This is a genomic window from Nocardia wallacei (genome assembly GCF_029869545.1).
In the GTDB taxonomy this organism is placed as follows: domain Bacteria; phylum Actinomycetota; class Actinomycetes; order Mycobacteriales; family Mycobacteriaceae; genus Nocardia; species Nocardia wallacei_A.
Map to the genome: position 1 here is coordinate 18,507 of NZ_JARWQD010000342.1, position 19,140 is coordinate 37,646.

Consider the following 19,140-nt stretch of genomic DNA (forward strand, 5'->3'; position numbering starts at 1 on the left):
TACTTCCTGGATCCGACGGCTACCGCGCCCCGGCGGGCTCGGGAACCGCCCCCGCCGGGTCCTGCGCCTCCAGCTGCGGATAGGTCGGGTACTCGATGCCCGAGATGTACTGCACCGTCCGCACGACCTGGCACGAATAGCCGAATTCGTTGTCGTACCAGAGATAGAGGATCGCGGTGTCGTCGTCGACGATGGTCGCGTTGGCATCCACGATCGACGCCGCGCGGGATCCGATGAAGTCGCTGGAGACCACGTCGGTGGCCGCCGTGTAGTCGAGGTTGCGGCTCAACGGCCCGGCCAGCGACACCCGGCGCAGATACTCGAGCACCTCGGCCTTCGTGGTCTCCCGCTCGAGCTGCAGATTCAAGATCGCGACCGAGACGTCCGGGGTGGGAACGCGAATCGAGCTGCCGGTGATCTTGGCCTTGAAGTGCGGCATCGCCTTCGCCACCGCCGACCGGGCGCCGGTCTCGGTGAGCACCAGGTTGAACGGCGCGGAGCGGCCCCGGCGGTCGGCCCTGTGGAAGTTGTCCAGCAGGTTCTGGTCGTTGGTGAACGAATGCACCGTCTCCACGTGGCCGCGCACGATGCCGAACTCGTCGTCCATCGCCTTGAGCGGCGGCACGATCGCATTGGTCGTGCACGAGGCGCAGGACACGATCGGGTCCGACAGATCCAGGTCGCGGTGGTTGACGCCGTGCACGATATTCGGGACGTCACCCTTGCCCGGCGCGGTGAGCACGACCTTCGCGATGCCGGGCCGCAGATGCTGCGACAGGCCCTGCCGGTCGCGCCACTTGCCGGTGTTGTCGATCAGGATGGCCTCGTCGATCCCGTACTCGGTGTAGTCGATCGCCGCCGGATCATCGCTGTAGATGAACTTGATGACATTGCCGTTCGCGATGATCGCGTCGTTGTCGGCATCGACCTTGATCGTGCCGTTGAACTGGCCGTGCACCGAATCCCGCCGCAGCAGCGAGGCCCGCTTCGCCAGATCCCCCTCGCCGCCCTTGCGCACCACCACGGCCCGCAGCGTCAACCCGTTGCCGGAGCCGACCTTCTCGATGAGCAGGCGGGTGACCAGGCGCCCGATCCGCCCGAACCCGTAGAGCACCACGTCCCGCGGCCCCTGCGGCTCGGCCTTGTTGCCGTCGGTGACGTCGGCCAGCACCGCAGCGGTGAATTCGGCGATCGACCGCCCGCGGCCGTCGGTGCGGTAGGCGGTGACCAACCGGCCAAGGTCGATCTTGCACGGACCCAGATCCAGCTCGGCCAGCGCCTCGAGGAACGGCAGCGTCTGATCGACCGACAGCTCCTCGCCCTCGATCTGCCGCGCGAAGCGGTGCGTGCGCAGGATGCTGATCACCGACTTGTTCACCAGCGATCGGCTGTGCAGCAGGATGGTCACCCCCTTCCCGCGATACAACCTGCCGATGATCGGAATCATCGCCTCCGCCGAAGCCTCGTGAGCGTTCCAGCGGTCCAGATGGTCGTCAGTCACAATGCGTCCTAGGGGTTTCCTACGATGGGTAGGACCGATGCTAATCAGGGCCGCGCTATCACAAGGCCCCGCTACCCCCTTGTGAGGACACGCCGGAATGACGCCCGCCTGTCCCGGCGGCGATGTAGATGACCGGTAGATGTCCTCTCTCCCCGTCCGGCCTCCGGGCCGCGCACCCGCAATCCTCCCGGTCACCGGGTGCACACCGCCCGGTCGGCCAGCAAACACCGCAGGACAGGCGCCGTGCCGGTACGCCGCCGCGGGGGTCGCCACGGGGCGGGCGCCGCCCTAGACTCAAATTTGCCCGAAAGATGCTGATCGCCTTGGCAACTCGGCAGGCAACCGTCGGCGATATCCGGAATCGCCCACCCGCGAGCGACACTCGAGGACGGAGATCGATGACCTTCGACGCACTCGGATATCTGCGCAAGGATGTATCCCGGCAGCGTCAACAGTGGGATGAGGCCCAAATACGCGCTCTCGCACGGCGTTTGGGATACAACCTGCGCAAAACGATCACCTTCGGCGAACACACCACCGATCCGGTACGCCAGCTGACCGCCGCCGTGACCCATATGGCCGCCGACGCGATCATCGTCCCCAGCATCGACCACTTCGACGACAATATGGTCCCCGCCGACCTGGTCCGGATCGCGGACGTGATCACGATCGCACCGGAACGCACCTACGCGCGCTGGCCCACCGGCGAGCTACCCCACCTGGACGGCACCTGAGACCTCCCGCCGAAACTTCTCGTGGCACTCCGGAGCAGTTCAGCCTCCGGCCACCCCGGCACGCGACGCTGAGGACGCGGTTGCCGATCCCGGTGATCGTGGTTCGGCCGGAGGGAGTCCGAGGGGATGGATCGCCGGAACAAGGGGATCAGCCGACGCGGTGTGCTGGCGGCGGCCGGGGCGTCGATAGCGCTCACCGCGATGGCGCAGCCGACGCGGGCGGGGACGATCACGCCACATGCGCCGACCGGTCCCGCACAGCCCGGGCAGCGGGCCGACCTGGCGGAACAGGCCGTCGTCCGGCGGCACGTGCGCGCGCTGTGGGGCCGGTCCGGGAAGCGGCTGGGCATGCTCGTGTGGCCGTCGTCGCTGCTGGATCTGTCGTTCGCGCAGTGGTGCTACTGGTGGCAGGCCCACCTGCTCGACTGCGCGGTGGACGCCGCGCACCGCGCCCGTACCCCCGAACGCACCGACCGGGTCGCCGCCCTCGCCCGCGGCATCCGGGCCCGCAATCTCACCGGCTGGACCAACGAGTACTACGACGATATGGCGTGGCTGACGCTGGCGCTCGAGCGCGCCGACCGGCTGCTCGGCATCCGGTTCGGCGCCGCCGTGCGGGACCTCCGGGCCGCCCTGCGCGACGGCTGGAATCCCGCCGTGGGCGCGGTGCCCTGGCGGTCCGGCGACGGTTTCTACAACACGCCCGCGATCGGTCCGACCGGTATCGCCATGGCGCGGTCGGGCGAATTGTCCCGCGCCCGACAGCTTTCCGAGTTCCTGCACACCCGATTGCGCGACACCGGAACCGGCCTGATCCTCGACGGTGTCCACGAGCCCGGCGGCCGGGTGGAGCGGACCGTCCACACCTACAGCCAGGGTGTGGCCATCGGATTGGAGACCGAGCTGGCGATGCGCACCGGCGACCCCCTGCACCACCGCCGCGCGGCCGCCCTCGTGCGGGCGACCGCGGACCATCTCACGAACGGCGGAGTGATCGCGGGGGCCGCCGCGGACGATTCCGGATTGTTCATGGGCATCCTCGCCCGCTATCTCGCCGAAACCGCGCTGTCCCTGGGTGATACGACCGCCGCGGCCATCGTGCACGCGTCCGCGCGGGCGGCGTGGGAGCACCGCGCCGAGGTGGACGGACTCCCGCTGTTCGGCATGGACTGGACCCGCGCGGTCTCGGCGCCGGAGCGGGCGGGCGCCCTGCCGCCACGGTCCTCCGCGCCCACGTGGGCGAACCTGAGCCCCGATCTCTCGGTACAGCTGAGCGGATGGATGCTGCTCGAGGCGGACCATCGCCTGACCGCGGCGCGACACTGAGATTCGCGACTGGGAACTGTCACAAACCACCCGGGAAACTCCGTGAACACCTGCACTCGGCGATAGATTCTGTGCGTTTCCATGGAATTACATTGCCGGGCAGGAGTATTCGTTGTTACACATGCGTAGGTTCGGTCGGCTTCCCAGAGCCGTCGCGGTGCTGTTCGCCATCGTCGCGCTGTGCGGACCGGCCGCGGTCGCCGGGGCCCAGCCGGTCCCGGAGGACGCCGCACCGCAGGGCTGCTCGACGGCCCGGCCGAGGTGACCCGCGACATCGGCGGCCAGCCGTACCTGGTCCGCGTCCCGGGCGGCCTGACCGGCCCCGCACCGCTGCTGGTGGCGCTGCACGGCGGCGGCAGCAACCCCGCCAGGCACGAGACCCAGTCCGGCTGGACGGCATTCGCCGCGCAGCAGAAATTCATCGTCGCCTACCCGCGCGGTGGTAAGGACGACATCGGCGATCCGCAGCGGCCCGACGACCGCAGCTGGTACTTCGAGAACGGCGACCGGCGTGACGTGGACTTCCTGCTGCGGGTCATCGCCGAGATCAAGAGCACCTGGTGCGTCGACGGCAAGCGGGTCCACATGGCCGGGCACTCCAACGGCGGGCAGATGACCTCCCGGATGGCCTGCGCGGCCTCGGCCCAGCTGGGCGCGGTGGCGATGTACGCGGGCGGCTCCCACGGCGGCTGCGAGGACGGCGTGCCGGTGCGCAAGCTGTCGTTCGGATTCTTCACCGCCGACAACGATTTCACGCAGGCGCCGGTCTTCGCGGCGCACCTGCAGTGGCGCGGCACCATCGGGTGCGGCAACGACGCGGCGGTCGAGACCGGTCCCGAGATAGCGGAGGGCTTCCGGTATTCCTGCGAGCAGGGCGCCAACGTGGTCTGGCGCAAGTACCGGGCCGGCGGCCACGAATGGCCCGCCGGTGCCCGCGGTGCGGACGTGCGCGACCGCATGTGGCAGCTGTTCCGGAACCATCCCCTCCCGTGACGCGGGGGCCCGGGCCGATCAGCCGTGGACGAGGTCCTGGTAGGTATCGAGGATCTTGCGGATCGAGGACGTGACGGACAGGTCGCCCTCGAGCGGCGCCCACACATAACTCGCGTGCGCACCCAGCACGATCGGCCCGGTGGCCGCCACCTCGACGGCGAAATGCAAGCGCCGCACCGGTTTTCCGGCGGGCGACAGATAGTCGAAATCGCCGACGTGATGACCGATGTCGGTGACGAGCAGGCCCGTCTCGTGCCGGACGCCACGAATCACCGCCTCCGCGACGGACTCCCCCGGCTCGACCGTCGCGCCCGGAAGCTTGCGGGTGGGGCGGATCGGCCCCGTGCTGTGCGGTTCCAACAGCAGGATCTCGCCGCCGCGGTCGATGATCGCGCCGACCCGCAGGCCTACGCCGTCGTCCTCGCCACGCGCCAACGGTTGGTCGAACATCGAAACCGACACCGAATCTCACCGACCTTCGATCGAGCCGGCGCGCGCCGCCGCACGCCGCGATACTCCAAGATTACCGTGGCGTGACCGCCGCATGACAACATGCCCCGAACACCCACCGGGGCACGCGGATTCACGCGCGCGGCCACGACTGTGACGGCTCCCACACCGGATGTGCCCGAGATTCGCTGTCCGACCGGCAAATTCGCTCTCACCACACCGGTCGATCCGATCCGGCGCCCCGCCGTCGCCGCTCCCGGGCACGACGTCCGCCCCGACCGATGCTCGACGACCTCCCGCCCCGGAAATGCCGTCTGCCTTCGAAGATGTCGGTGGGTATCGGTAGCGTCGGTGCCGTGGAGACTGGGGAACGTATCCGCGAGCTCGCGGACCGCATCGTGGAGCTGCGCGACGCCTACTATCGGGGCTCGCCGCTGGTCGCCGACGCCGACTACGACGCGCTCGAGGACGAGCTCCGCGGCCTGATCGAGGCGCATCCGCAGCTCGCGCCCGATCCCAACCCACTCGAACAGGTCGGCGCGCCCGCGGTGCTGCACGCCCCGATCCGGCATTCGCGTCCGATGCTGTCGCTCGAGAAGGCGACCACCGCCGAGCAGGTCGCGGCGTTCTTCGACCGCTTCCCCGGCCAATCGGTGGTGGTGATGCCGAAGCTCGACGGGCTGTCGCTGTCGCTGGTCTACGAGGACGGCCGGCTGCTGCGCGCGGTGACCCGCGGCGACGGCACCACCGGCGACGACGTGACCATCCTGGTCCGCGCCCTGACCGACGGCGTCCCCGAGCGGATCGCGGTCCCGGGCCGGGTGGAGGTGCGCGGCGAGGCGGTCATGCTGCGGTCCACCTTCACCGCCTACAACACCGCGCACCCCGACAAACCGCTGATCAATCCCCGCAATGCGGCCGCGGGCACGCTGCGCGCGAAGGATCCGGCCACGGTCGCCGAGCGCCGCCTGCGGTTCTTCGGATTCGACCTGGACGCCTCCGGCGGCGGCGCCGCGGTCGACCTGGAGGAGGGCCTGGCGGCGCTGGGCATCACGGGGGCGCGGATGCGGCACTGCGCCGACGCCGAGCAGGCGCAGGCGACGATCACCGAGATCGAGCAGGGCCGCAACGACCTGGACTACGACATCGACGGCGCGGTGCTGCGGCTGGCCGACCGCGACGCCTACGCCGCCGCCGGGACACGATCGAACTCCCCGCGCGGGGCGCTGGCGTTCAAGTTCGCCGCCGAGGAGAAGACGACGCTGCTGTCCGAGGTGATCTGGGACGTCGGCAAGACGGGCAAGATCGTTCCGGTGGCGTGGCTGGAGCCGGTCTTCGTGGGCGGCACCACGGTCACGCGGGCGACGCTGGCCAACCAGGAGGTGATCCGCGCCCGCGACATCAAGATCGGTGACACCGTGCTGGTGCGCCGCGCGGGCGACGTGATCCCCTTCGTGGCCGGTGTGCTCGACGCGTCTCGGCGCACGGGTGCCGAGCGCGAGATCGTGCCGCCCACGACCTGCCCCTCCTGCGGGCAACCGGTGACCGAGCAGGGCAACAGCCGAGAACTGTTCTGCACCAACGTCTCCTGTCCCGCGCAGACGGTGCGCAGGCTCATCCACTGGGCATCGCGGGCGGCCGCCGATATCGACGCCATCGGGCAGGTGTGGATCGAGCGCCTGGCCGAGGCTGGCATCCTGGAGCGCCCGTCGGACTTCTACACCCTCACCAAGGAGCGGCTGCTCGAGTTCGACCGCATCGGCGAGGTCTCGGCCGCGCGCATGATCGAGTCGATCGACGGCAGCCGTTCCCTCGGCCTGCGCCGCGCGCTGATCGGCCTGGCCATCCCGATGGCCTCCGACGGCACCGCCGCCCGCCTGGCCCGCGCGGGATTCGGCTCCCTCGAGGAGATCGCCGACGCGGGCGAGGAGCGACTCGTGGCCGTCGAGGACATCGGCCCGAAGGTCGCCGCCTCCCTCGTTACTCACCTCACCCGCCTGCGCCCCGAACTGGACCGCCTCCGCGCGGCGGGCGTATCCCTGGACGTGCGCGAGGAGGACCTCCCCCCGGCCGTCGCCGCGGGCGCACCCCTGGAAGGCAAAACGGTAGTCATCACCGGCGCCATCAGCGACCCCCGCTCGGGCGAGAAGGTCCCCCGCCCCACCTTTCAACGCCACTGCGAGAAAGCAGGCGCGACCACGGCCTCCTCGGTCTCGGCCTCCACCGACCTGCTCATCACCGGCGCGGGAGTCGGCGAGAGCAAACTCACCAAGGCAGAAAAACTCGGCGTCGAAGTCGTCGACCAGGGCGACATCTGGACCATGCTGATCGACGCCAAGATCGTCTAACCGGGCGGGCGTCCACGCCGCCGATACTGCGGGCTATCCGCGACCATCTGCGCACGACGAATACCGGGCCCACCATGACGCTGCCAAGCGAGAACTGGTCCGACGCCGGTCATGGGCTGGGGAGGATCGGGGGGACGTAGTCGAAGGTCATGCCCAGTAGCCAGACCAACAGGAGGACCACCGGGAGGTGGAGCAGGAACTGGAGGAATGTGAAGCCGACGAGGTCGCGGGCGCGCAGGCGCAGGACCGCGAGCAGCGGCAGCATGAAGAACGGGTTGATGAGGTTCGGCAGGGCCTCGGCCACGTTGTAGATCTGGACCGTCCAGCCGAGATTCATCTGCACGTCGGTGGCTGCCTGCATCACGTACGGCGCCTCCACCAGCCACTTACCGCCGCCGGAGGGGACGAAGATGCCCAGCACGACGGTGTAGAGGGCGATGACGACGGCGAAGGCGCCACCCCCGCCGATACTGGTGAAGAACTCCGCCAGATGCTCGGAAACGGTATGTCCGCCACGGCCTTTCGCCTTGGTGAGGATCGCCGCCATCGCCGCGTACAGCGGGAACTGGACGAGAATGCCCGCCGTCGCGGGCACCGCGAGCGATACCGCCTGCAGGAACCTGCGCGGCGTTCCGTGCAGCACCAGGCCCAGCACGAGGAAGACGAGCAGATACCCGTTCAGATTGCTGGCGACCGTCAGCACCGGTTTGGCGGCGAGCTGAGATATCAACCAGCCCAACGTCATCAGGCCCGCCAGCAGCGGCAGGACCCGGCTGTACTCGAGCCACTCCCCCGGCCGAGACCGCGGCGCCACCTCCGCGGGCCGGTCGTCCAGATCGACGTCCAGGTCCCGGGCGGTCGTGACCGCCGCGTCCCGGGGCGCCGAGAAATGGGCGATCACGACGGTGAGCGCCATGATGATCGCGCACATGAGCAGCGACTGCCAGGTGAAGATCGTGGTCCCGAAGTCGAGCACGCCGGTGATCCGCAGCAGCGCCGCGGGCAGCGAGGCGGCCGTGGCCTGCAGCTGCGCCGCCGAGGACGAAATCCCCAGCGCCCACACCGCACCCAGCCCCATGAACGCCGCGGCGCCGAGCGCGCGATAGTCCACCCGCAGATCGGTCCGCCGCGCGATCGCCCGGGCCAGCAACCCGCCGAACACCAGGCTGAGCCCCCAGTTCAGGAACGAGATCGACATCGCCAGGAACGCAACGAAACTCACCGCGCCGCGCGCGCCACGCGGCACGGCGGCCAGCCGGTCGATCAACCGGGCGACGGGCGGCGAGGTCGCGATGACGTAGCCGGTGAGCACCACCATCGCCATCTGCAGCGTGAACGCGGTCAGATCCCAGAAGCCGTCGCCGAATACGGTCACGACCGTGCGCGGCGAGGATCCGTTGGCCAGCGCGGCGACCGCCACGAGCACGACACCCGCCAGCGCGACGACATAGGCGTCGGGAAACCACTTCTCCGTCCACCGCGCGAGCGACTGCGCGACCCGCGCCAGGCCCGTCTCGGAGCTGCCCTGTTCGATCATGGACGTCATGCAGTTGTTCCTCATCCCTCATGCATCGGCGTGACGCTATGTGACGCGTCACACATGCCTGATCGGTGAGAGTAGAGGTCCCCTGCGCGCCGGGCAATGCCGAAGTATGCAGGTCCGGTCTGCAACTACGCAGAAACCTTCGGTGCCCGCGACTACCAGCGGCCGCGGTGATCCGGCACCAGGAACAGCAGCGGCAGGATGAGAATCAGCAGCGCGGCGAAGGCCAGGAGGAGGTCGGCGTGGACCGCGCCGGGATCCTGGCTGCGCGCCAGGATCGCGGTGGTGACGGAGATGGCGATGATCGCGCCGCTCTGCCGGAACATGCCGCGCAGACCGGCGATCGACGCCGCCTGGTCCGGCGCCAGCTGCAGGCTCGCGTTGTTCGTCGCGGGCACCGTCATGCCCATGCCGATGCCGGTGATACCCGCCGCGATCGACAGCCACAGGTACGGCGAGATATTCCCCGGCGCGGTGTACATCGCCGCGAAACCCGCTGCGGTCACGGAGAATCCGATGAGCATCGGCCACCGATGGCCGATGCGGCGCATGGAGAACACCGCGAGCGCGGCCACGCAGACCGAACCGACCGCGCGGGCCGTCAGCAGGGTTCCGGCCTCCAGGGAGGTGATGGCGAAGCGTTCCTCGGCATAGAGCGGGACCAGCGCGCCGACACCGATCGCGGCGGCGCCGAAACACAGATTGATCAGGTTCATGACGCCGAAGCCGCGCCCCCGCATCAGCCGGATCGGAATGAACGGCCGCTCATGGTGTTTCGCGTGCCGCACGAACAGCACCGCCGCGACCAGCGCGACCGCCTCGCACGCGAGGAAGACCGGGTCGTAGACCGCCACCTCCCCGCTGCCGAGATAGGTGATGCCGAGCATGCTCGCGAGCACCATCGCGCCGAGCAGGGCCACGCCGCGCACGTCGACACGCCCGGCCGGTCGCGGAGTGTCGGCCGGTATGAACGCCACCGCGAGGGCTGTCAACGCGATCCCGATGGGCACATTGACCAGGAAGATCCCGCGCCAAGACCAGAACGTCACGAAGACTCCGCCGAACACCGGCCCGATGATGCCGCCGAGCGGCAGGATACTGGTGAACATGCCGATCGCGCGGTCGCGCCCCGGCCCGAAATGGTCGGCCACGATCCCCGTCGCCGACGGCATGAAGGCGCCACCGCCGATGGCCTGTATCGCGCGCAGCACCACCAGCACGGCGATATTCCCGGCGAATCCACAGGCCAGCGAGGCCGCGGTGAAAAGCATTGCCGCACCGACGAATACCTTCTTGCGGCCGAACTGGTCGCTGATGCGCCCGGCCACCGGCATGGTCAGCACCTGCCCGAGCGCGTAGATGGTGATCGTCCAGCCCGCCCAGTTCACCCGGGCGCCCAGCTCGTGCTGGATGGCGGGCAGCGCGGTGGCCACGATGCTCGCATCGACCGACGCCATCAGCAGGGCCATCGAGACGATGCCGAAGACCAGCCCGCGCCGGGGAAAGGGTCGCGCGATCGCAGTGTCCGGACTGCTGATCTCGATCGACGCCACGCCCTCCAATATAATTGCCTGCTGGCAAGCAATCAACCGTGAGCGGCGGATCCCTCGCGGGCGGGCGCGGACCGATACGTCACAATTGCCGGAACACGCACGAGCAGACAGAGGTGGGAGCAGTGGACGCCGAGGACGTGACGCGCCTGCGGGCAGTGATCTTCCGGCTGGCCAGGCAGCTCAACGCGACCGCCACCGGGGAGGGCCTCACCCCCACCCAGGCGTCCGTGCTCGGTTTGATCGCCTTCCGCGGCCCGCTCGGCCTGGCCGAGCTGGCCGAGCTGGAGGGGCTCAACCCGACCATGGTGTCGCGGGTGGTCCGCAAGCTGGACGACGACGGCCTGATCCGCAGGCTGCCTGACCCGTCGGATATGCGCGCCGCCCGCGTCGAGATCACCCCCGACGGCACCCGGGTCAACGAACGCGTCCGCACGCTGCGCACGCGGGCGGTCTCCGAATGCGTCGCCCGCCTGCCCGGCCCCACCGCCGAGAACCTGTTGCGGGCCCTGCCCGCGATGGAGGCACTCGCCGAGGAACTCAAGGCCGCCCGCACCCACAGCTAGCGGTGGCTACGACCGGTCCGATCGGTGAAAGGCCGCGTCGCACACGACGAACGCGGCGGCGGCCAGGATGGAGAGCGCCGAGACCAGCAAGGCCACGTCGAGGCCGTGGTGGAATGCCGCCTTTCCGGTGTTCAGAACCTCCGACACCTTCGACAGATATTTGAGATACGGGCCGATATCCACGCCCTCCGGTATGCGGCCGCGCTCGACGGCCTCGACGGCGTTGGGCTGCAACGCCGTCGGCAGACCCAGCTCGGTCATGCGCGCCTTCAGATCCGAGGTGAGGAATGCGTGCACCAGCGCCCCGAGCACGGCCACCCCCACCGCCGCACCGACCTGCCGCATCGTATTGGTCACCGCCGCGGCCATACCGGAGTGCTCCGCCGGGACCCCGGACAGTACGGCCGATGTCAACGGCACCACGGCGACACCGAAACCCAACCCCGCCACCGCCATCGCGGCCGCGAGCGGCACATCGTGCAGCGGCCCGGCCAGCGCCTGACGGGTCAGCAGAATTCCCCCGGCACCGATCACGCACCCGATGATCATCGGCAGGCGCGCGCCGCGCCGCCCCACCCAGAATCCGGCGGCCAGCGATCCCACCACCATCGCGACGGCCAGCGGCGCGAAGATCGCGGCCGTGCGCGTACCCGAATACGATTGCATCACTTGCAGATACAGCGCGGTGAAGAAGAAGATCGAGAAGATTCCGAAGTAGACGGCGAAGGCGACCACCAGCGCGCCGCGCACGATCGGCACGCGCAGATAACGGAAATCGAGCATGGGCGCGCGAGCCCGCCTTTCGACGGCGACCAGCGCCGCGCACGCGATACCGCCGAGCGCGAAGGTCGCGACGACCGAGGGCGCCGTGTAGCCGCGCTCCTCACCGGAGATCACGGCATAGATCACCGACCCGAGAAAGACTGCGCCGAGCACGATTCCGAGACGATCGATCGGGCCCGCCGGTGGGTCGGCGCTCTCGGGCACCGACCACAGCGCCGCCACGAGTGCCACCGCGCCGATCAGCAGGTTGAACCAGAAGATCGAGCGCCAGCCGTACGCGTGAACCAGCGCCCCGCCCACGACCGGCCCGGCCGCCAGCGCCAGGCCGGACACCGCGGCCCACACGCCCACGGCCCTGGCGCGGGCCCGTTCGCCCGGGTAGATCTGCCGCACTATCGACAGGGTCCCCGGTTCCGACGCGGCCGCGCCCAGACCCATGACCGCCCGCCCGGCGATGAGCATCGACACACTGCCCGCGGTCGCCGCGAGCACCGATCCGGCACAGAAGATCACCAGCCCCGCGATCATCACCCGCTTGCGGCCCCACCGGTCGCCGAGCGAACCGCCCGCCAGCATGAGACCGGCGAAGACCACGGTGTAGGCATTGACCACCCACTGCAGCGCCGCCACGTCGGTGCCGAGTTCGCTTCGGATATCGCCGAGCGCCACGCTGACCACCGTGGTGTCGAGAAACGTGACGAACAGGACGGCGGTGACGACCGCCAGGGCGATGCCCGGCCGCGCGGCGGCGCTCGGTGCGTTCTGCGGCGACTCCACCGGCACAGGCTACTGAGCGAGCGGCGCGGGACGCGGCGCGACGGCCCGCCGCGAGCGATTATCGTTGTCCGGGAATTCGCATTGCGCATGTATGTGCGATTGTTCTTGCATTCGGAATTTCATCCGCGGAATATCGGGCGATCGATTCATCCGGCAAGGTTCGATGTGCAATAGACGGCCGTCTCCGGATATGCTGTCGCGCACACAGTTTCCCGGCCGAACTGCCTGTTTCACCGGTTTACACGCACTCTTTGTTCCCGACCGCGGACCGGTCCGGCCCGGCCGAGCAAGCGCGCAGATCTGGAAATTACTGGGAGGCAAAGGTAGTGACGCAGGTGCGGAGCAGCGTTTCCCGTCTCGTGAATGCACCGCGAGCCGAGGTCTGGACCGCGGTGTCGGATCCGGACCGGATGTCCGAATGGATTGCGACACACGACCACTGGATCGGGCGCACGCCCCGGTCCCTGGAGGCCGGGGCCAAGATCCGGGCCCAGGTGACCATGTTCAGCATGGTCGACACGATGGTCATGACCGTCGCCGACTGCCGCGCCCCGAAAACCCTGCAACTGACCGGAGTCGGCATCGCCGGGACCCACCTGACCTACACGCTGACCCTCAGCAGCGAGGACGCCGCCGAGTCGCTGGTGACCCTGGAGACCTGCCTCGGCGGGGCGGCCCTGCGCCATGCGGACGCGTCGGTCATCGAGCACGCGACCATCACGGAGGCCGAGCGCAGCCTGCGTCGGCTCGCCGAAACGTTCGGTGCCGCCGCCCGCCGCTGAGCGGATTCTGCCGCGATGAGCAGGTGTTCGCGACGGCCGGAGCCACGCACGAACAGCGGCGTGTAGCCGGGTGCCAGGGGGAACGGGTCTTCGCCGGTGAACAGCATGCGCGAGCCGGGCAGCCGGACCGGCAGGCGCCCGACGGTGCCGACCCACCATTGCTCGCGGTGGCAGATCAGCAGGCCGTGGCAGCGGCTGACCTTGCGGTCGTCGCCGCCGAGGCAGACGTCGACGTCGGGTTTGTTGCGGCCGAACCGGATTCGCCGTCCCTCGACCGGCGCGGCGGTCAGACCGCCGGTGAGCGCGAGCGCCCAGAGCGTGCCGGGCGCCGCGGCGAACCGGTCGGAAACACCTTGAACCACAACCTGATCCGCGCCCTCATGGACAGCACCACCCTGGTGCCGCCGGACCTGCGGCTGCTCGATCATCCCGGCGAGTGATCGCGCCCGCCGGGAAAACCAGGGGCTTGCCGGGCCTCACCGGCCGTGTTGTTGTGATCTGCGGAGACGAGGGCGGTCGGCTGCTCACCGCGGGAGAACGGCGAGAGGTGTTGGTGTCTGTGGACTACGTGGAGCCGGTGGCGAGGCCGCGCACGGCGTTGACCGAGGAGTTGCGGGCGTACTTCGGCTCGATCGCCGCCGCCGAGTTGTCCGGCGACGACGACATTTTCGCGCTGGGGCTGGTCAACTCGCTGCGGGCGCTGGAGATCGTCGTCCACGTGGAGCGGACGTACGGGATCTCGGTCGAGGTCGAGGATCTCGATCTCGACAACTTCCGCACCGCGGCCCGCGCTGCCGCGTTCGTCGAACGCAAGCAGTCCGGGAACGGGCAGCCGTGATCGATGTCGAGAAGGTGGTGGCGGCCGCGAAATCGGATGCGGCGCACTGGGATCGCGCGGGACTGCCCGATGAGGTGATCACCCTCGCCGCCCGGGCCGGGCTGCTCGGCGCCGACCGGCCCGCGCAGCTCGGCGGGGCGGGCCTGGCTGCGCGGGAACTCGGCGAGCTGGCCGCGACGCTCGGCGAACACTGCACGAACCTGCGGTCGCTGGTCACGGTGCACGGCATGGTCGCCGCCGCCGTGGACCGGTGGGGAACGGCAGGCCAGCGCCAGGAGTGGCTGCCCCGCCTCACCTCCGGTGACGCGATCGCGGCTCTGGCCGCCACGGAGGCCGGGGCCGGGACCGAACTATCCGCTGTGGCAACGGCTTTCGAGGCCGACGGCACGGACCGCAGGGTGTCGGGCGAGAAACTGTGGGTCACGTTCGGTCAGGTCGCCGACGTATTCCTGGTGCTCGGCGGATCGGAGGGCGGGCTGGGTGCCGCGCTGGTCGAGCGTGACAGTCCCGGCGTATCCGTGGAGCCGGTCGAGGGGCAGCTCGGTCTCCGTGGCGCCCGGCTCGCGCATATCCGGTTCGACCGCGTGCGCGTACCCGCCGCGCAGCTCGTCGCGCCGCCGGGATTCGGACTGTCCCATGTCGTCGGCACGGCCCTCGATCACGGCCGATACACCGTCGCGTGGGGCTGCGTCGGGCTCGCGCGGGCATGCCTGGCCGACGCGGCCGCGCACGCCGCCACCCGTGCCCAGGGCGGTATCGCACTCGCCGAGCAGCAGCTGATTCGCGCGACGCTCGGCCGCTGCTGGGTGGATATCCAAGGCGCGCAGGGGCTCTGCGAGCACGCGGCCGAACAGCGGAGCGACGGATCGCCCGGGTCGATCGTCGCGACCATCGCCGCCAAGTACGCGGCGGCCGGTGCCGCGGCGACGGTGAGCGAACGGGCGGTGCAGGTGCTCGGCGCGGCGGGCTGCGGGCCGGACGCCCGCGCCGGGCGCTTCTATCGCGATGCCAAGGTCATGCAGATCATCGAGGGAGCGCAGGAGGTCGCCGAGGTGACGATCGGAGAACACGTGCTGCGAGGTGCGCGATGCTGAACGATCCACCGCGCGAACAGGTCCGGATCGGCCCGGTCGCGACATGGTTCCCCGAGGCCGCCGCGCGCGTGGCGACGCTGGCGGAGCTGCACGATCTGCCGCCGAACCGCCGCGACCACGCGCTGGCCCTGGGCATAGACACGGTGCGGACCGCGGACGGGCTGACCGAGGTGGACCTGGCCGCCGAGGCCGCGCGGTCGGCACTGGCCGCGGCCGATCTCGACGCCGCCGATGTCGATGCCCTGCTGCTGGTGACGGGGCGCGCCCCCGAATACCTCCTCGCCTCGGAAACCACACGGCTGCAACACCGTCTCGGCGCCACGCGCGCCTTCACCGCGGGCGTCGGCGATCTCGGATGCGTCTCGATCTCCGCCGCGCTGACCCTCGCCGCGGCGCTGCTGCGCGGGGACGCCCGGTGCCGCACCGTACTCGTCGCCGTCGCGGCAAAGACACCGACGCGCCGCCGCTATCGGCCGCCCATGACACTGCTCGGCGACGGCGCCGCCGCATTCCTCGTCACCGGCTCCGGCGGGCGCTGGGAGTTCGTCGACCACATCCTGCGCAGCGACGGCAGATACGCGGATCTGTTCCGGATCGACTATCGAGACATCCCCGCGGCCGACTGGACCGAGGACTGCGCCGACGAATCCACCTACTCCTTCCGGCTCGCGGTGGAGAGCAAGAAGCGGTTCGAGGCGATCATTCCGGAGTTGCTGCAACGCAACGGGATCCGGATCGGCGACACCGGTCCGATCCTCATGCAGAACCTGTCGTCCGGTGCGTTCGCCTTCTGGGAGGAGGCGCTCGAGGTCCCGATCGACAAGGGCTGCCGGGAGAATCTCGCGGCCTACGGTCACCTGGGCTCGATGGACATGCTGGTCAATCTGGAGTCCGCCGCGGCCACGCGGATGCCGGGCGAGTACGCGCTGCTGCTGAACAGCAGCCCGGTGGCGGCGTGGAGCGCCGGCCTGATGCGGAGGGTGTGATGGCGGCGACGGTGAAGTGCCTGGTCTGGGATCTCGACGATACGCTGTGGCCCGGCGTGGTCCTGGAATCCGATGGCGGGGCGCCGAAACCCGAAGCGCTCCAGGCGATCCGGACACTGGACGAACGTGGCATCCTGCACGCCGTCGCGAGCCGCGGCGAATCGTCGGCCACCACGGCGCATCTGCGGCGGCACGGGATCGAGGACATGTTCTCCGCCGTCGAAATCGGCTGGGGCCCCAAGTCGCAGGCGATCCGCCGCATCGCCGAATCGCTGAACATCGGGCACGAGACCATGGCGTTCATCGACAACGATCCCGTCGAGCTGGCCGAGGTGGCGTCCGCGTGCCCGCAGGTGCGGTGCTATCCGGCGCATCGCCTGGCCGAGCTGGCGGAGCTGCCCGAATTCACGCCCGGCACGGTGACCACCGAGGCACGGCACCGCCGGTCGTACTATCGCGCGGAGCGTGCCCGGCGGGCGGGCGAGGCCGAGTTCCACGGCTCCGACGCCGACTTCCTCGCCTCGCTGGAGCTGGTCATGTCCGTACGCACGGCCACGGAGTCCGATCTCGCCCGCGCCCACGAGCTGACCGTGCGCACCCATCAGCTCAACACCACCGGAACGACTTTCGACATCGACGAGCTGCGCCGGATGTGCTCGTCACCGCATCACGAGGTGCTCGTGGCCGATCTTCGCGACCGGTTCGGCGGCTACGGCACGATCGGGCTCGCGGTCTCGGAGATCCGGGGCGGCGACTCGGTGCTGCGCCTGCTGTTGATGTCGTGCCGCGTGATGTCGCGCGGCGTCGGAACGGCCATGATCCGCGAGATCGTCCGGCGGGCCCGCGCGGCGGGCAGGCGCCCGGCCGCGGAATTCGTTGCCACCCCGGTCAATCGGGTGATGCTGGTGACGCTGCGGTTCGCGGGATTCGAGGTGCTCGAGTCCGACGGCGACCGCATGCTGCTGATCTGCCGGGTGCCACCACAGGATATCGGCGGTACCGGGCACGTCGAGGTGATCCGGTGAACCCGGCGCCGGACCTGGTGCGCGCGATCCTCGAGCACGCCGAACGCGTACCCGGCCGCACCGCGCTCGTGGTGGGCGACCGCTCGCTGACCTATCGCGAACTCGACGCCGCCACGGCCTATCTCGCGCGCCGGTTGGTCGCGGCCGGTGTGCGCCCGGGGCAGACGGTCATGGTGTTCCAGCGCCAGAGCGTGGACACCGTGATCGGCATGATCGCGGCCCTGCGCGCGGCCGCGGCGTGGTGTGTGGTCGAACCCGGACGCCCGGCGGCGACGGTGCGCGCGGTGGTGGACGCCGCCGACTGTGCCGCGGTGCTGGTCAACGGGCACGACGGGTTCACCCCGCGCGACGAGGTGGCCGCGCTGCTCGCCGCGACGACCGCGCGACCGGCGGTTCTCGATATCGCCGACGGCGCCGACGCGCCCGCCGTGGCACTGCCGGATCCCCCGCCCCCGCGAGCGCCCGCGTACGTGATCACCACCTCCGGTTCGACCGGCGAGCCGAAGGCCGTCGTCGTCTCGCGGGCGAACCTCGCCGGATTCCTCGGTGCGCGCGACTACCCGCCGCATCGCGACGGCGAACTGGTGACCTTCGCCGCCATGCGGCTGATCTGGGACGGCTCCCTGATCGGTGTCGCGTGGGCGCTGGCCGTCGGTGGCACCAGCGTGCTGCCCGACGCCGGGATGCTGCCCGATGTGGAGGCCGTCGCCGGACTCGCTGTCCGCCACCGCATTTCGCACCTCGTGGCGACGCCGTCGTTCTACCGGCTGTTGCTGCCCCGGCTGACCGAGCTGAAACCGGCGCCGCGGATCGTCTCGCTCGCCGGTGAGGCGCTGCCGGTCCGCCTGGTCGAGGAGCATCGCGCCGCCCTGCCGGACACGTTGCTGCACAACGAGTACGGCCCCACGGAGGCGACGGTCACCTGCATCTGTCACGTCGTCGGCCCGACCACCCCGCGCGTCGTGCCGATCGGCACACCCACCGACGGCACGACGGCCCACATTCTCGACCCCGCGCTGCGGCCGGTCCGCCGCGGCACCCGCGGTGACCTCTACCTCGGCGGCGTGCAGGTCGCCGACGGGTACGCGCGGCAGCCCGGTCTGACCGCGACCCGGTTCGTCGCCGATCCGTTCGCGGCCGAGCCGGGCGGGCGCATGTACCGCACCGGGGACCTCGCGCGCTCGGATGCCCACGGCGACATCGAATTCCACGGTCGGGCCGACGGCCAGCTGAAGGTGCGCGGTGTGCGGATCGAACGCGGCGCCGTCGAGGCGGTGCTCGAGCGGCATCCCGCCGTGCGCCAGGCGGTCGTGCTCGACGCGGCCGACGCCGACGAGACCGCCTACCTGGCCGCCTTCTGGGTCCCCGGCGACGCCGCCGCGGCACCGCCCGCCACCGGCGCGCTGACCGCGTTCTGCGCCGAACATCTTGCGCCCGAATCGGTTCCGGGACGGTTCGTGATGATCGAGTCGCTGCCGATCGCGGCGGGCAGCAGCAAACTCGACGAAGCCGCCCTGCGCGCCCTGCTGCAGGCCCCGGCCGAGCGGCGCGCGGCCCCGTCGCGGGAGCGGTGGACCGCGGCCGAGCGGGCGATCGGCGCGATCTGGTCGGAGGTCCTCGGCCAGGACGACTTCGATCGCGAGGACCGCTTCTTCGACGTCGGCGGCAATTCTCATCGCGTGGTGGCGCTGCACCTGCGGCTGGAGGCCGGGTGGCCGGGCGCGATCTCGGTGGGGATGCTGTTCGATCTCGACACCGTGGCCGCGCAGGCGGCGGCGCTCGAGACGAACCCGGCCGACCGGTCCGAGGCCGCGGACAGCATGCCGATGGCATTCGAGGTGTGA

General features: G+C 70.2%; 18 protein-coding genes. 13 read left to right on the forward strand and 5 right to left on the reverse strand.

Features of this window, described 5'->3' with window-relative positions; genetic code table 11:
• Window positions 1-19: 19 nt before the first annotated feature.
• Window positions 20-1,501 (reverse strand): glyceraldehyde-3-phosphate dehydrogenase, encoded by a 1,482-nt coding sequence (locus tag QH290_RS31015; protein ID WP_280268092.1) that lies wholly within the window; start codon window positions 1,499-1,501, stop codon window positions 20-22.
• Window positions 1,502-1,899: 398 nt separating this feature from the next.
• Between QH290_RS31015 and QH290_RS31020 the strand changes: the two genes are divergently transcribed.
• The 4 genes from QH290_RS31020 to QH290_RS31035 all read left to right on the forward strand — a co-directional run bounded on the left by QH290_RS31020 (window position 1,900) and on the right by QH290_RS31035 (window position 4,554).
• On the forward strand, window positions 1,900-2,235 hold the full coding sequence (locus QH290_RS31020) for a hypothetical protein (RefSeq protein ID WP_280268093.1): 336 nt from the start codon (window positions 1,900-1,902) through the stop codon (window positions 2,233-2,235).
• A gap of 126 nt (window positions 2,236-2,361) precedes the next feature.
• On the forward strand, window positions 2,362-3,561 hold the full coding sequence (locus QH290_RS31025; protein WP_280386760.1) for a glycoside hydrolase family 76 protein: 1,200 nt from the start codon (window positions 2,362-2,364) through the stop codon (window positions 3,559-3,561).
• Between the two features lie 121 nt (window positions 3,562-3,682).
• Entirely contained in the window at window positions 3,683-3,826 is a 144-nt protein-coding gene (locus QH290_RS31030) for a hypothetical protein (protein ID WP_280386761.1), read from the forward strand.
• Window positions 3,823-4,554, forward strand: coding sequence for a CE1 family esterase (locus QH290_RS31035; protein WP_280386762.1), 732 nt, complete (start codon window positions 3,823-3,825; stop codon window positions 4,552-4,554). Before QH290_RS31030 ends, QH290_RS31035 begins: the two co-directional genes overlap by 4 nt.
• Window positions 4,555-4,572: 18 nt before the next feature.
• Here QH290_RS31035 and QH290_RS31040 read toward each other — a convergent pair whose 3' ends face one another.
• The gene (locus tag QH290_RS31040; RefSeq protein WP_280268096.1) at window positions 4,573-5,016 is read right to left on the reverse strand and encodes an NUDIX hydrolase; all 444 of its coding nucleotides are present in this window, start codon (window positions 5,014-5,016) and stop codon (window positions 4,573-4,575) included.
• A gap of 344 nt (window positions 5,017-5,360) precedes the next feature.
• Between QH290_RS31040 and ligA the strand changes: the two genes are divergently transcribed.
• The gene (gene ligA / locus QH290_RS31045) at window positions 5,361-7,352 is read left to right on the forward strand and encodes an NAD-dependent DNA ligase LigA (protein WP_280386764.1); all 1,992 of its coding nucleotides are present in this window, start codon (window positions 5,361-5,363) and stop codon (window positions 7,350-7,352) included.
• Window positions 7,353-7,461: 109 nt separating this feature from the next.
• Here ligA and QH290_RS31050 read toward each other — a convergent pair whose 3' ends face one another.
• Complete coding sequence (locus QH290_RS31050; protein ID WP_280386766.1) at window positions 7,462-8,898, reverse strand: short-chain fatty acid transporter; 1,437 nt, start codon at window positions 8,896-8,898, stop codon at window positions 7,462-7,464.
• Window positions 8,899-9,050: 152 nt separating this feature from the next.
• Window positions 9,051-10,448, reverse strand: a complete 1,398-nt coding sequence (locus tag QH290_RS31055; protein WP_280386768.1) for an MFS transporter — start codon at window positions 10,446-10,448, stop codon at window positions 9,051-9,053.
• 122 nt (window positions 10,449-10,570) lie between these two features.
• On the opposite strand from QH290_RS31055, the gene QH290_RS31060 reads away from it, so the two are divergent.
• A complete protein-coding gene (locus tag QH290_RS31060; protein WP_280268100.1) occupies window positions 10,571-11,011 on the forward strand; it encodes a MarR family winged helix-turn-helix transcriptional regulator in 441 nt (146 codons plus the stop codon).
• 6 nt (window positions 11,012-11,017) lie between these two features.
• On the opposite strand, the gene QH290_RS31065 is transcribed toward QH290_RS31060, so the two are convergent.
• The gene (locus QH290_RS31065) at window positions 11,018-12,571 is read right to left on the reverse strand and encodes an MFS transporter (RefSeq protein WP_280386769.1); all 1,554 of its coding nucleotides are present in this window, start codon (window positions 12,569-12,571) and stop codon (window positions 11,018-11,020) included.
• A 335-nt stretch (window positions 12,572-12,906) separates the two neighbouring features.
• On the opposite strand from QH290_RS31065, the gene QH290_RS31070 reads away from it, so the two are divergent.
• The 7 genes from QH290_RS31070 to QH290_RS31100 all read left to right on the forward strand — a co-directional run bounded on the left by QH290_RS31070 (window position 12,907) and on the right by QH290_RS31100 (window position 19,140).
• Window positions 12,907-13,353, forward strand: coding sequence for a type II toxin-antitoxin system Rv0910 family toxin (locus QH290_RS31070; protein ID WP_280386771.1), 447 nt, complete (start codon window positions 12,907-12,909; stop codon window positions 13,351-13,353).
• 167 nt (window positions 13,354-13,520) lie between these two features.
• Window positions 13,521-13,793, forward strand: coding sequence for a hypothetical protein (locus QH290_RS31075; protein ID WP_280269081.1), 273 nt, complete (start codon window positions 13,521-13,523; stop codon window positions 13,791-13,793).
• Between the two features lie 113 nt (window positions 13,794-13,906).
• Window positions 13,907-14,191 (forward strand): acyl carrier protein, encoded by a 285-nt coding sequence (locus QH290_RS31080; protein ID WP_280269080.1) that lies wholly within the window; start codon window positions 13,907-13,909, stop codon window positions 14,189-14,191.
• On the forward strand, window positions 14,188-15,285 hold the full coding sequence (locus tag QH290_RS31085; protein ID WP_280386773.1) for an acyl-CoA dehydrogenase family protein: 1,098 nt from the start codon (window positions 14,188-14,190) through the stop codon (window positions 15,283-15,285). Before QH290_RS31080 ends, QH290_RS31085 begins: the two co-directional genes overlap by 4 nt.
• Window positions 15,279-16,271 carry a 3-oxoacyl-ACP synthase gene (locus QH290_RS31090; protein ID WP_280386776.1) on the forward strand — a complete coding sequence of 331 codons (993 nt, stop codon included), beginning with the start codon at window positions 15,279-15,281 and terminating at the stop codon, window positions 16,269-16,271. Before QH290_RS31085 ends, QH290_RS31090 begins: the two co-directional genes overlap by 7 nt.
• Window positions 16,271-17,296 carry an HAD-IIIC family phosphatase gene (locus tag QH290_RS31095; protein WP_280386778.1) on the forward strand — a complete coding sequence of 342 codons (1,026 nt, stop codon included), beginning with the start codon at window positions 16,271-16,273 and terminating at the stop codon, window positions 17,294-17,296. Before QH290_RS31090 ends, QH290_RS31095 begins: the two co-directional genes overlap by 1 nt.
• A complete protein-coding gene (locus QH290_RS31100; protein WP_280386780.1) occupies window positions 17,293-19,140 on the forward strand; it encodes a non-ribosomal peptide synthetase in 1,848 nt (615 codons plus the stop codon). The genes QH290_RS31095 and QH290_RS31100 overlap by 4 nt, the downstream gene beginning before the upstream one ends.

Bases quoted from the DNA above. Each gene is read 5' to 3' on its own strand.
- QH290_RS31020 (WP_280268093.1), top strand. From the start codon at position 1,900: ATGACCTTCGACGCACTCGGATATCTGCGCAAGGATGTATCCCGGCAG.
- QH290_RS31025 (WP_280386760.1), top strand. From the start codon at position 2,362: ATGGATCGCCGGAACAAGGGGATCAGCCGACGCGGTGTGCTGGCGGCG.
- QH290_RS31030 (WP_280386761.1), top strand. From the start codon at position 3,683: ATGCGTAGGTTCGGTCGGCTTCCCAGAGCCGTCGCGGTGCTGTTCGCC.
- QH290_RS31050 (WP_280386766.1), bottom strand. From the start codon at position 8,898: ATGACGTCCATGATCGAACAGGGCAGCTCCGAGACGGGCCTGGCGCGG.
- QH290_RS31090 (WP_280386776.1), top strand. From the start codon at position 15,279: ATGCTGAACGATCCACCGCGCGAACAGGTCCGGATCGGCCCGGTCGCG.
- QH290_RS31095 (WP_280386778.1), top strand. From the start codon at position 16,271: ATGGCGGCGACGGTGAAGTGCCTGGTCTGGGATCTCGACGATACGCTG.